The 14,194-nt window shown below is 50.3% G+C and carries 13 protein-coding genes; 11 read left to right on the top strand and 2 right to left on the bottom strand.

All coding sequences use genetic code 11. The features are described 5' to 3' along the window. Nucleotides 1–28: 28 nt before the first annotated feature. The 11 genes from LQE92_RS06375 (at nt 29) to LQE92_RS06325 (ending at nt 10,955) form a co-directional block, all read left to right on the top strand. Entirely contained in the window at nt 29–1,051 is a 1,023-nt protein-coding gene (locus LQE92_RS06375) for a FecCD family ABC transporter permease (RefSeq protein WP_231062159.1), read from the top strand. Continuing rightward, nucleotides 1,051–2,169, top strand: coding sequence for an ABC transporter ATP-binding protein (locus LQE92_RS06370; protein WP_231062158.1), 1,119 nt, complete (start codon nt 1,051–1,053; stop codon nt 2,167–2,169). The genes LQE92_RS06375 and LQE92_RS06370 overlap by 1 nt, the downstream gene beginning before the upstream one ends. 89 nt (nt 2,170–2,258) lie before the next feature. Further along, complete coding sequence (locus tag LQE92_RS06365; RefSeq protein ID WP_231062157.1) at nt 2,259–2,636, top strand: hypothetical protein; 378 nt, start codon at nt 2,259–2,261, stop codon at nt 2,634–2,636. Nucleotides 2,637–2,903: 267 nt separating this feature from the next. Next, nucleotides 2,904–4,556, top strand: a complete 1,653-nt coding sequence (locus tag LQE92_RS06360) for a putative manganese-dependent inorganic diphosphatase (RefSeq protein WP_231062156.1) — start codon at nt 2,904–2,906, stop codon at nt 4,554–4,556. 27 nt (nt 4,557–4,583) lie between these two features. Beyond that, nucleotides 4,584–5,096 carry a shikimate kinase gene (locus tag LQE92_RS06355; protein ID WP_231062155.1) on the top strand — a complete coding sequence of 171 codons (513 nt, stop codon included), beginning with the start codon at nt 4,584–4,586 and terminating at the stop codon, nt 5,094–5,096. 150 nt (nt 5,097–5,246) lie between these two features. Further along, nucleotides 5,247–5,753 carry a QueT transporter family protein gene (locus LQE92_RS06350; RefSeq protein ID WP_231062154.1) on the top strand — a complete coding sequence of 169 codons (507 nt, stop codon included), beginning with the start codon at nt 5,247–5,249 and terminating at the stop codon, nt 5,751–5,753. Beyond that, nucleotides 5,750–5,908 carry a hypothetical protein gene (locus LQE92_RS06345; protein ID WP_231062153.1) on the top strand — a complete coding sequence of 53 codons (159 nt, stop codon included), beginning with the start codon at nt 5,750–5,752 and terminating at the stop codon, nt 5,906–5,908. Before LQE92_RS06350 ends, LQE92_RS06345 begins: the two co-directional genes overlap by 4 nt. 29 nt (nt 5,909–5,937) lie before the next feature. After that, nucleotides 5,938–7,320, top strand: a complete 1,383-nt coding sequence (murC, locus tag LQE92_RS06340) for a UDP-N-acetylmuramate--L-alanine ligase (RefSeq protein ID WP_231062152.1) — start codon at nt 5,938–5,940, stop codon at nt 7,318–7,320. Nucleotides 7,321–7,585: 265 nt separating this feature from the next. Next, nucleotides 7,586–8,644 (top strand): DnaD domain protein, encoded by a 1,059-nt coding sequence (locus LQE92_RS06335; RefSeq protein ID WP_231062151.1) that lies wholly within the window; start codon nt 7,586–7,588, stop codon nt 8,642–8,644. Between the two features lie 51 nt (nt 8,645–8,695). After that, a complete protein-coding gene (locus LQE92_RS06330; RefSeq protein ID WP_231062150.1) occupies nt 8,696–9,694 on the top strand; it encodes an ATP-binding protein in 999 nt (332 codons plus the stop codon). 94 nt (nt 9,695–9,788) lie between these two features. After that, the gene (locus LQE92_RS06325; RefSeq protein WP_231062149.1) at nt 9,789–10,955 is read left to right on the top strand and encodes a ribose-phosphate pyrophosphokinase; all 1,167 of its coding nucleotides are present in this window, start codon (nt 9,789–9,791) and stop codon (nt 10,953–10,955) included. A gap of 62 nt (nt 10,956–11,017) precedes the next feature. Here the strand turns inward: LQE92_RS06325 and LQE92_RS06320 are convergent, their stop codons facing one another. Both LQE92_RS06320 and LQE92_RS06315 read right to left on the bottom strand, forming a co-directional pair. Further along, the gene (locus LQE92_RS06320; protein ID WP_231062148.1) at nt 11,018–12,898 is read right to left on the bottom strand and encodes an ATP-binding protein; all 1,881 of its coding nucleotides are present in this window, start codon (nt 12,896–12,898) and stop codon (nt 11,018–11,020) included. Continuing rightward, nucleotides 12,895–13,995, bottom strand: a complete 1,101-nt coding sequence (locus tag LQE92_RS06315; RefSeq protein ID WP_231062147.1) for a metallophosphoesterase family protein — start codon at nt 13,993–13,995, stop codon at nt 12,895–12,897. The genes LQE92_RS06320 and LQE92_RS06315 overlap by 4 nt, the downstream gene beginning before the upstream one ends. Between the last annotated feature and the right edge of the window lie 199 nt (nt 13,996–14,194).

The following is a 14,194-nucleotide window of genomic DNA, read 5'->3' as shown; positions in this document are numbered from 1 at the left end:
AGGACAGGATATGCAGCAGGGCTTTCATATGGAAAATTTTAAACGGCGTTCCAGGTATATCCTGGTATTCGCCGTGTTGCTGGCGGCCTTCCTGGCCATCACCGTTTTGAATATCAACACCGGGAATGTGGATATTTCCGTTCCAGAGATTCTGCGTATTCTATTTCACGGGACAGGGGGCACGACCGAATATAATATTATTTGGAAAATCCGTCTTCCGAGGATCTTGATGGCAGCGATTCTGGGAGGGGCTTTGTCCCTCTCGGGTTTTATGCTGCAGACCTTTTTTGAGAATCCCATTGCAGGACCATTTGTGCTGGGGATTTCTTCCGGTGCGAAGATGATGGTTGCTCTGACGATGATCTATTTTCTGGGGAGATCCAGGTCTGTTTCTTCATATACTTTAATCGCAGCAGCTTTTTTGGGGTCTTTGCTCACCATTGGATTCATTCTGCTGTTTTCCAGGCGTCTTCATCACATGGCGACACTTTTGGTTGCCGGAATCATGGTAGGCTATATCTGCTCGGCGGTGACGGATTTTGTCATCACTTTTGCCGAGGATTCTGACATTGTCAATCTCCATGGCTGGTCTCAGGGAAGCTTTTCCGGCATGAGCTGGAGCAATGTGGCGGTGGCATCGGCGGTGGTGGCGGCCACTCTTTTGATCACCTTTTTTCTTTCGAAACCCATCGGGGCCTATCAACTGGGAGAGGCCTATGCCCAGAGCATGGGGGTGAACATTAAGGCTTTTCGAGTGGCTTTGATCCTGCTCTCCAGTATTCTTTCCGCCTGCGTGACGGCCTTTGCGGGGCCTATCTCCTTTGTGGGGATTGCGGTCCCTTATCTGATCAAAAGGTGCCTGAATACATCGCGGCCGTTGGTGGTGATTCCAGGAACTTTTTTGGGCGGAGGGGTATTCTGCATGCTGTGCGACTTGATCGCCAGAACGGCCTTTGCACCGCTGGAACTGAACATCAGCACGGTAACGTCCATTTTTGGAGCGCCTATAGTCATTTTTATGATGCTGAAGCGGCAGAAAGGGAGGCAGTAATGGCGGATTATCATCTGAAAATGGACAACCTGTCCGTCGGATACAACGGAAAACCGCTGATCCGGGATATCAATATCGGGATTTCCAAGGGGGAGATCGTGACTCTGATCGGACCGAATGGATCCGGGAAATCCACTATTTTGAAAAGTATCACAAGGCAGCTGAAGCTGATTGCGGGAATGGTGGTCTTTGACAGGGAAAGCATCGGAGAGATGTCCTACAAGGCTCTGTCCACCAGGATGTCTGTGGTGTTGACAGAGCGCATGAAACCGGAACTCATGACCTGCCACGATATTGTCGCAACAGGGCGCTATCCCTACACGGGGCGTCTCGGGATCCTGAACCGTGAAGACGAGGAAAAGGTAGAGGAGGCCATGCGCGCCGTTTGTGCGGAGGACCTGGGTGCCAGAGATTTCAATAACATCAGCGATGGACAGCGCCAGCGGGTGCTACTGGCCCGTGCGATCTGTCAGGACCCGGAGATCATCATACTGGATGAACCCACCTCATTCCTGGATATCCGTCATAAGCTGGAGCTTTTGTCCATTTTGAGAAACATGGCGAAGCAGAAGCAGATTACAGTGATCATGTCTCTCCATGAGATTGACCTGGCCCAAAAGATCTCCGACAAGATTCTTTGCGTCAAAGGAGAATGGATTTCCCATTTTGGTAGGCCGGACGAAATCTTTAAAGAGGAGATCATACGAGAGCTTTATGATATCGACAACGGATTTTTTGATCCCTGCTTTGGCAGCATTGAGCTTCCTGGGCCGGCAGGGACGCCGAAGATACTGGTGCTCTCGGCCTGCGGAACGGGGATTCCTGTTTACAGACGACTGCAGAAGGAGCAGATTCCCTTTGCGGCGGCTATCCTCTATAAAAATGATATTGATTATAGACTTGCAAGGCTCCTGGCTGCAGAGGTGGTTGCGGAGGAACCTTTTCGGGAGATTGGAGACGAGGCGTTTTCCAGGGCGTTATCTTTGGTGGAATCCTGTGAGGCGGTGTTTGATGCCGGAGTAGAGATCGGTCCCTGTAACCGGAGGCTTTCAGAACTTTTTTCAGAGGCAGAACGGCAAGGAAAGCTACGGAAACTCAGGCATGAAGTTCTTGAATAATCTCTGGATTTATGATATGATGACGAAGGACTGGCTGACCGGGGAACGAAGCGGTGAGCCGGATAGATGCAGAGAAAGGAACTGTTGTTATGAGTCAGGAAAAAGTAGATAAGTATAAAGAGCAGAAAGCAAAAAGGAAAGAGCTGGTCGAAAAGGAACGGAAGCATCGCAAGCTCATGAAGGTTGTGTCCATCCTGGTCCTGGTCTTAGTTCTTGCGGGCGTCGGCACAGGCGTTGGGATTACCATCCGGAATCAGTACATTAAGGCGCAGAAATCAAAGCCTGACTATTCCAGCAGTTCTATGATCGTACAGGATATGGCCGGTATTTTGACAGAAGAGACAACGGAGGCCGGTGAAGGGGCAGACGATGAGACGACGGCTCAGGAGACTGGCGGATCAGAAGAGACGGAAGCCGGAACGACTGAGACTGAGACAACAGCGGCTGAAACGACGGCTCAGAATTGAGGAATGAAAACAGAGGGTGTAGAGATGCACCCTCTTTTGTTCTTTCATAATATTAAAAAAGCCTCTGAAACGAGGAGTTCCCGGAGCATGAGCTCCGGGATAATTATGAAAAATCTATATGCATTTTGACGAAAAACCTTGTTAAAATCTATATTTTTTATACAAATAGCATAACAATAAGATGTGAACAAAATATGAATGAAATATAAATAAAATGTTAATATTAGGAGATCCATATTTGCTGATATGAGGGAGGGAGACGGTTCTATGATACAAGAGGCAGGAAGAAAGGTCATTGTCATCGGGCACAGAAATCCGGACACGGATTCCATCTGTTCGGCCATAGCTTATGCAAGGCTTAAACAGGCATTGACAGGGGAAGAGCACATTCCCTGCAGAGCGGGGATGATAAACCCGGAAACCCAGTATGTCCTGGAAAAATTCAACATTCCGGTGCCGGAGCTGAGAGAAGATGTCCGGACACAGATAAAAGATATTGAGATAAGGAAGACCAAGGGGGTACGTTCCAATATATCTCTGAAAAAGGCATGGTCTCTGATGAAGGACTTGGGTGTCGTTACACTTCCCATAACAAGAGATAACCACCTGGAGGGGCTTATTACCATTGGCGATATTGCCAATTCTTATATGAACGTATATGACAGCGCGATTCTTTCAGCGGCCTGTACCCAATACGTGAATATCAAAGAGACCTTGGAGGGGATAGTTGTCGTCGGCGACGAGCAGGATTATTTTGACAAAGGCAAGGTGCTGGTGGCGGCGGCTAATCCTGACCTGATGGAATCCTATATCGAGGAGCATGATCTGGTGATTCTGGGGAACCGTTATGAGTCACAGTTCTGCGCCATCGAGATGAACGCGGGCTGCATCGTCGTCTGTGACGGAGCTCCGGTTTCCATGACCATCCGAAAGCTGGCAGAAGAGAGACAATGCACGGTGATCTCCACACCCTTTGACACGTTTACGGCCTCCAGGCTGATAAATCAGAGTATGCCGATCGGATATTTTATGAAGACGAATCATATTATCAGTTTTGATATTGGGGATTATACGGATGATATCAAAGACATCATGGCGAGCAAGCGCCACAGGGATTTCCCGATTTTAGATAAGGACGGTCATTATAAAGGAATGATCTCCAGGCGGAACCTGCTGGGGATGAAACGCAAGCAGGTGATCTTAGTGGACCACAACGAAAGATCCCAAGCGGTAGAGGGGATAGAGGGCGCTGATATCCTGGAGATCATCGACCATCACAGACTCGGAAGCCTGGAGACTATCTCACCGGTATTTTTCCGGAATCAGCCTTTGGGCTGCACGGCTACGATCATATATCAGATGTATAAAGAGGCAGGGGCGGAGATCTGTCCGGAGGTGGCGGGTTTGCTGTGCAGCGCTATAGTATCCGATACGCTTTTGTACCGCTCGCCCACCTGCACGGAAATTGACCGGCAGGCTGCGGAGATTCTGGCAGGTATAGCGGGCGTTGATACAAAGAAGCTGGCGCGGGAAATGTTTGCCGCGGGCAGTGATCTCGGGCAGAAATCTGAGAAAGAAATTTTTTATCAGGATTATAAAGTCTTCAACATGGAGGGGACGACAGTTGGAATCGCCCAGATCAGTTCCATGGATGAAGAGGAGCTCCAGAATCTGAAGGTGAGGATGGTTCCGTTTCTGGAAAAGATGAAGAACAAGCACAATGTGGATATGCTGTTCTTCATGCTGACCAGCATTCTGGATGAATCCACCGAGGTACTCTGCGACAGCTTCAACGGGGAGCAGCTTTTGGAACAGGCCTTTCCCGGCTGCAGGCCTCAGAACCAGGCGGTAGTCCTGCCTGGAGTGGTCTCCAGAAAAAAACAGTTCGTCCCGGCCATGATGCTGGTCCTGCAGGGATAAGACAGTTGGCAGAAGAAGGAGAGAAAAATGAGATATAATTGGAATAATATTACATTGATAGGGATGCCGGCTTCTGGAAAGAGTACGATAGGGGTTCTTTTGGCCAAACGGCTGGGTTATAAATTCATCGATTCGGACCTGCTGATCCAGGAGCAGGAGGAAAGGCTTTTAAAGGAGATCATAGAAGAGGAAGGACTGGACGGATTTCTGGCTATTGAAAACCAGGTGAACCGGGACATCATTACGGATAAGGCTGTGATCGCCCCGGGCGGAAGCGTGATCTACGGAGCGGAGGCCATGGAGCATCTGAAGGAGATCGGAACGGTGGTCTATCTGAAGATCAGCTATGATGATTTGGAGAGAAGACTGGGAAACCTCCATGACAGAGGGGTGGCGCTCAAGGACGGAATGACGCTTTTTGATCTGTATCAGGAACGCGTGCCTCTATATGAAAGATATGCAGATGTGACCGTTGACGAGACGGGGAAGACCAGCGGCCAGATCGTGGATGAGCTGAGAATGCTGGTGGAGTGGAACTGATGGGAACCAGCCGCATTGCCGCTTGCAATTCCTGTTTATTTATGCTATAGTATGGAAGCTGATTTCCCCTGCAGACGGGAAAAGGCAGAAATATACTGGTGAGTTCGAGACCTTCCTCACCTAAAACAAAACTAAAGGAGAAAACAGAATATGAAAAAGAAAAGAATGTCATCCAAGGCGGCTTTATTCACGGTACAGGGAGCGTTGATCGCGGCAATCTATGTGGTGCTGACTCTGGCGTTTGCGCCGGTGGCCTTCGGGCCGGTTCAGTTCCGGATATCAGAAGCGCTGGTGATTCTTCCGTATTTTACCCCGGCGGCAGTACCCGGCGTTTTTGTGGGCTGTCTGCTGTCAAACATACTGGGAAGCGGCATGATGCTGGATATTGTCTTCGGAAGCCTTGCTACCTTGATAGGCGCGGTGCTTTCCTATCTTCTGAGGAGACATAAGTTTTTGGTGTGCATCCCGCCCATATTATCCAATGTGCTGATCATTCCGTGGGTGCTGCGGTATGCCTATGGCGCTCCGGAGATGATTCCCTATCTGATGCTTACGGTGGGCATAGGTGAAGTGCTTGCCATCGGAGGGCTGGGGAACATACTTCTTTTGGCTCTGGAGAAATACAGGGGCGTGATCTTTCGGACGAATGCCGCATGACGAATGAGAAACACGATGCCGGCGCTGTGGCGTGCATTTTGGCGGAGCAGGAAAAAGACAGTATTGGAAGGTACTGTCTTTTATGCTATAATGAATCAGATATGTCTGATGAGACGGAGCCGGGAAGCACCGGCATCCATATGAATGAGAGATGAAACTGAGGGAAATAGAGAAAGGAAACAGTATGTATCAAATAGATTTTCAAAAACCCATTGCTGTGCATTTCATAGGCATAGGCGGAATCAGCATGAGCGGTCTGGCGGAGGTTCTGCTGGCCAGGGGATTTAAGGTGAGCGGATCGGATTCTGCGGTGACGCCGCTGACGGAACATCTGGAGCAGGACGGCGCGGTAGTCTGCCGGGGGCAGAGGACGTCCAACATCACGGATGATATTGACCTGGTAGTCTATACGGCGGCAGTGCATCCGGATAATCCGGAGTATGCGGAGGCGGTGAGGCGGGGACTGCCCATCCTTTCAAGAGCAGAGCTTCTCGGACAGATGATGAGGAATTATCAGGATGCCGTCGCCATTTCCGGCACCCATGGCAAGACCACCACCACTTCCATGGTGACGGAAATCCTGTTGGCAGCCGACGCGGATCCGACTATTTCCGTTGGCGGCATCCTTCACAGCATAGGCGGGAATATACGCATTGGAAATTCCGGGTGTTTTGTAACGGAGGCCTGTGAGTATACCAACAGTTTCCATTCCTTTTTTCCTACCATGGAAGTGATTCTGAATATCCGGGAGGATCATCTGGATTTCTTTAAGAATCTGGATGAGATCAGGGAGTCTTTTCATACCTTTGCGAAGCTGCTTCCGGAAGACGGCGTGCTGATCATCAGCGGGGATATCCCGGATTATCAGAAGCTGATGGGCGACCTGTCCTGCGCTGTGGTAACCTTCGCTTTGGAGAATGAAGAAGCGGATTACAGAGCCGCTGATATTTGTTATGATGAGGCGGGCCACGCATCCTTTGATGTACTTTTCCGCGGGACGAAAATTGCCCATATCGCGCTGGAGGTGCCGGGGGAGCACAACGTGGCGAACGCTCTGGCCGCAGCTGCCGTGGCCAGATCCCTGCATGTGCCGGAAGAGGCGATCGAAAGAGGACTGGACGGCTATACAGGGACGGAGCGACGCTTTGAGACCAAAGGGGTCCTGGGAGGCGTGACAGTAGTAGATGATTATGCTCATCATCCCGATGAGATCCGGGCGACCCTTCTGACGGCCAAAAAGTTAAAGAAGAAAAAAGTATGGTGTGTGTTCCAGCCCCATACTTATACCAGGACAAAAGCGCTGCTTTCCCAATTTGCGGATGCGCTTTCTCTGGCAGATGAGGTAGTGCTGGCGAAGATTTATCCGGCCAGGGAGACAGATACACTTGGAATCAGTTCTGCGGATCTCGCTGTCGAATTGGAGAAACTGGGAAAAAAAGCCCACTATTTTGAATCCTTTGATGAAATAGAAAATTTTCTGCTGGAAAATTGTGTCCCCGGAGAATTGTTGATAACTATGGGGGCAGGAGACGTTGTAAAGATTGGGGAAAACCTGTTAGGGCTATAGTTATCCACAATATCCACATGCTTATCAACAATTTAGGGTTGAACAGCATGTGGATTTTTTTGTCCAACGGTGGAATTGATATATTTGTAACTATCCCGTATATTCGACATTTTTGAGGAATAAAGGGGAGATATGTCGAAGTTAGGAAACAGTTATCCACAATATACACAGTATCCACAATGTGGATATATGAGAACGAGGGGCCGCCTCTGCGGGGGAAAAACGGGTTCTCTTTTTGCCAGGCCTGTGTTATAATGGGAGGCGGATGAGAGAGGTGAGGAGCATGGCAGGGCTATTTGTGACAAACCGGCAGAAGCATGGCGTGACGGTGGTATCAAACCAGTTTATCGACCGGTTCCTTCCGGAGGCGAGCGGTGAGTTTGTGAAGGTTTATCTGCTGCTTTTGCGGCAGGTCTCCGAGGGAGGAGAGCTTTCGGTTTCCCACATGGCTGACGGACTTGATAATACGGAAAAGGATGTACTGCGTGCGCTGAAATATTGGGAGAGGATGAATCTCCTGAAATTAGAATACGGAGAAGATAAAAAGCTGCAGGGCATTGTCCTGCTGGGAGAGGACTGCGCGGAAGCGGCAGTGACGGCGGAGGAAGCCGTACCCGCCGGAAAAAAAACGGAAGCCGCACATGAATCTGAGAGAAAGCCTGCGGATCTGCAGGCGCTTCAGACAGACGAGGAATTCTGCCAGCTTCTTTATCTTGCGGGAAGGTATACGGCCAGGACTCTGACGCCCAGGGACTGTGATGTGCTTGCGAATTTATATGGTTCAGTTGGTATGTCGGCGGAGCTTTTGGAATATCTGATCGAATACTGTGTTTCCGGCGGACATAAAAGCATGAGATACATAGAGACGGTTGCTCTCAACTGGCATGAGCGCGGAATCAGGACGGTGGAGCAGGCTAAAGGTGAAGCGGTGATGGGAGGTCGGAATACCTATGCTGTGCTGAAAGCCTTCGGCTTGGGCGGACGGAATCCCGCAGCTGGTGAACGTGCGATGATTGACCAGTGGTTCCGGGATTATGGATTTCCGGTGGAAGTGGTGGTGGAAGCCTGCGACAGGACGATGCGGGCAATCCATCAGCCAAGCTTCGAGTATGCGGACAGGATCCTGCGTGACTGGAAGGAAAAAGGAATTCGGGAACAGGACGATATTGCCAGGCTGGATGAGAAGCCGGCGGCGAAAGGCGGCGACAGCAGGAAGGCCGCCGGAAAAAAAGAGAATTTGAAGAAATCCAATAAGTTTCATAATTTCACTGAGAGAGATTATGACTGTGATGAACTGATGAAGAAGATCAACGGGCTGATGTAGGACCGGCTGCGCTGCAGGGACAAGCCGGGAGGGAAAGCAGGGAGGACGGATGTGGCACTGAATAATTCCCAGTATGATGCGCTGATGCGCGTATATCAGAAGAGACAGCTGGATAGTAAACGAAGGCAGGATGAGCGGATTGGCGAGGTGTACCGCGCGCTGCCCCAGATGGAAGAATTCGACAGGGAGATCAGCGCCATATCCGTGGAGCAGGCCAGACGGCTGCTGGACGGAGAGGAGGGGGCGCTTGAGCGTCTCAGATTCAAACTGAAGGAGCTGCGGGAGAGCAAAGAAACTTTACTCGCTATGGGAGGGTTTGCTCCCGATTATATGGAACCGGTATATACATGCCGGGAGTGCAGGGATACCGGCTATGTGGGCGGCAGGAAATGTAAATGCCTGAAGCAGGCCGAGATCGCGCTTTTATACGGGCAATCCAATCTGGAGCGGGTTCTGCAGGCAGAGAATTTTGACTGTCTCAGTTTTGAATACTATGACAAGACACTTATTGTGAATGAAGAGAAGGGGATCAGCCAGCATGAATACATGAGGGCTGTGGTGGAAGAATGCCGGAGCTATGCAGAGGGATTTCGCCAGCGAGGGGGGAATCTCCTGTTCACGGGCCCGGCCGGAACGGGAAAGACATTTCTCACCAATTGCATTGCCAAGGCGCTTCTGGACCGCGCTGAGGCGGTGCTGTATCTGACTTCTTCCGATCTGTTTCAGCTGATTTCCGACAAGAGGTTTGACCATGGCAGTGAAGAGCGGGAAGAAAAATATAAGGGCATCCTGGAATGCGGCCTGCTGATCATTGACGATCTGGGAACAGAGCTGACCAACAGCTTTACCAATTCGGAGCTTTTTTACTGTATTAACGCAAGGCAGCTGAGGGGGAGGGCGACGATTATCTCCACGAACCTGACCATGAATGAGCTGCGGGATATTTATTCTGAGAGAATATTTTCCAGGATCATCAGCAGCTACCGCGTGATTCCGCTGTTCGGAGCGGATATCCGGATAAAAAAGAGATTGAGCGGGAAAACATCTTGACTTTCCGCGGTGTCGATGATACCCTCTAAAAGTACGAAAGAGTAATATTAAGCTGTACCAAGAGTATGCAGACGAACACAGGAGGGATAAAAGAATGCAGGACGAGCATGATTTGAATACCATACCGGTGGGTCCTCTGGGACTGATACCGATCGATGGCTGTCAGGAGCTGGGCCGGAAGGTGGATGCCTATTTGGTGGAATGGAGAAAAGAACGCCAGAACGAGCATAAGACTTCCGTCGTCTTTTCAGAATATGAGAAGGACAGCTATATCATTGAAAGCCATGTTCCCCGATTTGGAACCGGAGAGGCAAAAGGGGTGATCGATAAATCGGTCAGAGGCGATGATCTGTTTATCATGGTGGATATCTGCAATTATAGTCTGACCTATTCCCTTTGCGGGCGAGTGAACCACATGTCTCCCGACGATCACTTTCAGAATCTGAAACGTATCATCGCTGCTGTGGGAGGAAAAGCCAGGCGTATCACAGTACTGATGCCGTTCCTGTATGAGAGCAGGCAGCATAAACGCAACGGGAGAGAATCCCTGGACTGCGCGCTGGCTCTTCAGGAGCTGGTGCACATGGGAGTGGATCATATCATCACCTTTGATGCTCATGATTCTCGGGTGCAGAATGCGATTCCGCTGAAGGGTTTTGAAACGGTACAGCCTATTTATCAGTTTATCAAGCATCTCCTGAAGCATGAGAGAGAGCTTAAGATCGACAGTGAGCATATGATGGTGATCAGTCCCGATGAAGGCGGTATGGGCCGCGCTATTTATTTTGCCAATGTGCTGGGGCTGGATGTGGGGATGTTCTATAAACGCCGGGACTATACAAAGGTGGTAAATGGAAGGAATCCCATAGTGGCCCATGAGTTCCTGGGCGCTTCAGTGGAGGGCAAGGACGTGATCATCATTGATGACATGATCTCTTCCGGAGAGAGCATGCTGGATGTGGCGAAGGAGCTTAAGCGCAGGAAAGCCAGAAAGGTCTTTATTTGTGCGACCTTCGGGCTGTTCACCGGCGGCCTGCAGAAGTTCGATGAATATTATGAAAACGGCCTCATAGACCGGATGCTGACGACAAACCTGATCTATCAGACGCCGGAGCTTTTGGCGAAGCCGTATTATATCGATGTGGATATGAGTAAGTATATCGCTATGCTGGTCGATTATATGAATCACGATGTCTCCATCAACCAGCTTCTGAATCCCACCACCAGGATCAACAGCCTGCTGGAGCGATACAGAGGCTGAGAGAATCTTACCGAAGAAAAAGGATGTCACAGACGAGGCTGTCTGGACATCCTTTTATTGTTTCAGCTCAGAGCCAGCAGATGGTACGGGACATTCAGCCTGGATAAATAAGCGGCCTCCCGTTTGTGGCAGGTAAAGAGAAGTACCTGGCCAGGATAATTTTCCGCCAGCCATTTAAGAGTATTGTGAAGGCGGGAATCATCATAATAGGCAAAGGTATCGTCCAGGAGAATCGGCAGGGACAGATCCGGATACAGAATCTCCACGGCGCTGATACGCAGAGCCAGATAGACCTGTTCTATGGTTCCGCGGCTTAAGGATTCCAGCGGGATGGTCCGGCCGCCGCTCCTGAGAGTGACGGACAAGTTTTCGTCAATGTAGAGCCGTTCATAAACGCCGTCTGTAATGGCGTGAAGGATTTCTGAAACTTTTGTGTTCAGAATGGGGCTGAAGGACTCATGGATCTTCGAGGAAAGAGAAGAGATGGTTTCTTCGGCGAGGCCGATGGCTTCTATCTTTTCCTGTATTTCCTTATTCTTCTGAATGGTTTTTTCGAGGACAGTCTTTTGTTCCTCCAGTTCGGTCAGATGCTTGCAGGCCTGTTCAAATTCCCAGGCCTCCTTCTGGCAGCGGGCCATTTCGCCGTGGGCGTTTTGTAGCTTTTCCTGTAAGGAAACAGTGGCTTTGAGGGATTCCTCCGACTGAGCATGTTCCTCGGAAAGCGCTTTCTGGACCGCGGCGTATTCCGCCATTTTTTCTTCCATGGCTTTCATGTTTTCTTCCGATATATCGGAAGTATGAAGATGCGCGGTAAATTCATTCCGCAGGAACTGTTCCGTTTCCGCCGCCATGGCCTCTGAGTCCGAATCATCTTTTTTAGATCGGACGAATAGGATGATGGTAAGCAGGAAAGAAATACCTGTAGCGGCAAAAAATAAGATCAGAAAAGGCAGCTTGGGGAACGGGAACGGAGTGCCCGTAAAAGGCAGATCCTCATAGAACAAGGTGCCGAGGCCCAGGAGCAGGAAGATGAAGAAGGAAACCGTGCCGGAGATGATATCCCGAAGACGCAGGGAGCGTCTGGCATGCTTTGCTGTTTCTTCCGCAGCCAGCCTGTACGCGGTATAGGCATCCTGAATCCGTTCCTGATAGATATCGGGGTCTTTTATATGAGCCAGGCTGTGGGATTCCACCGCATTTCGTTTTTCTTCCATACTTTTGTTGAGCTCCGCCTGTCTTTGCTTTTCTTCGGCAAGCTTTGCTTCCAGATCCTTTATCTGATTCTCCAGCTCCTCCGGCTGGCCGTCCATGGCCTTTAACTTGTCCTCGGCTTCGCAGATCTCCTGGAAAAGAGCCTGATAATGGGAAGAAGCGCCTGGATCGAGCTGCTGCTTCAGGATCCGCTTCTTCTCTTTAAGGGAAGCCAGAGTCTTGGTCACATCCAGAGTAGAGGTGCCGGACAGAGCGATGCTGGACAAGTGGTTTTTGAGCTGGGCGCTGAGGGTTCCGTCGGTGGCGGCCTTCAGCTGTTCAATACTTATGGTGTTCCGGTAGGTCTCTTCAGTGATGTGCCCCAATAAAGCGTCGACATCGGACTGTTCGGTGCCGATGACGCGGCCGCTGTCCAGATATTTTAAGGACAAGGAGCGATTCTTGGCATCCAGGCACCGTTCAATGAGGTACTCGCCATCTCCGGCGGAAAAGCTCAGGGAGCCGCCGTACGGAGCCTGGCTGTTCCAGGGATAGTAATGGGAATAGGTATCGTTCCACGCGGCCTTGCCGCGGCCCCGCTCCATTCCAAAGAGCATGCTTTTCAAAAAAGCGTGGAGTGTAGACTTACCGGATCCGTTGTCGCCGTAAATGACATTGATGCCTTCATCGAAGGACATGTCCTGGTGGGTGTACTTTCCGAAGCTGGAAATATGGATATCCTTTAATATCATTGTGGTTCTCCTGTTTCTGAATCAAAGTTGGCCAGAAGCGCGTCCAGGCCATAATAAAAAGCCTGGCTTTTCACCGGGTCCGTGAGAGAAGCTTCGGTGCCGTCCGTGAGGAAAGCGCCGATATAATCTCCGATCAGGTCATGCCGGTGGTTTTCCATAAGCGCATGGATGTCATAGGAAGGAATCGTGTCATCCCGATAGGAGACAACCCTTCCCGCTGTCCTCAGGTAGGCTTCGTCAAAGACGATGTCCGGATCCCGTCTCCCAGTCAGGGCCAGCTTGTATATATTGGAAGGCCCGTACTGTTTCATGAATTTGGTTATGGTCTGGTAAAGCGACTGATTGGTCGTTTTGGAGCTTACTTTCACCCGGCATGGGATATAGGAGCGGGATGCCAGCGGGATGAACTGGAGCTTCAGACTTCCGGAGCCTTTTTCCGGAAGCAGCTCACCCTGGATGTATCCATGATGCCCGGTTTCCGTCAGCTCGATGGGAGAGAGGGATCCAGCAAAGGCCAGACGGTTCTCTGTATCGATCTCCGGTTTGTGGATATGGCCGAGGGCGATGTAAGAATAGCCAGAAGCGGCCAGCTTTTTCCTGTTCAGGGGAATGTGGTCCGCGTCTCCTCCATGGGCCAGGAGGATATGGAGATTTCCGTCCTCGGGAGCCTTCAGATCATCATACAGAGCGTCTTTGATCTCCCTGGTGTGATAGCTGAATCCATGGACGACGGTCCCCAGCTTGGGAAAGGAAACCTGCGAAAGTCCGCTTCCAGACAAGAAGGTCACATTGGGGGACCAGGAAAACTCCGACAGGGCAGAGCCCGGGCGGATACAGTCGTGGTTCCCGGCGATCATGACCACCGGGATCTCGGGTATATTGGCAAAGAGGGTGTCTGCCTCCTTGAGCTCAGCCAGCGCAGGCTGGCGGTGAAACAGATCCCCTGCGATGAGCAGGAGGTCTGGACGCTCCTTCCGGCAGGCGGAGATCAGATCCCGGAAAGCGGTCAGGATATCGAATGAACGCTCTCTGGACCAGGGAAATCCCCGGTCGGGCTGACAGCCCAGATGGATGTCTGCGGTATGAATGAATTTCATAAGAAGCAGCTCCTTTCTATTCGTCATCTTGTCAAAAACAATCTGCTTAACGTGTACATTATATCATATAAAAAAGGGAGATTCAAAAAAATGTATCTCATAAATTGCATAAAATTTAGGCTATTTTCTAAAAATAATTGTTCACTTATTCCAAAAAATGTGTTACACTAGTGGTACAAAATATAACAGCAAGAGGTGA

Source organism: Lientehia hominis (assembly GCF_021044755.1).
Taxonomy (GTDB): Bacteria; Bacillota; Clostridia; order Lachnospirales; family Lachnospiraceae; genus Lientehia; species Lientehia hominis.
This window is presented reverse-complemented; position numbering and strand designations above follow the sequence as displayed.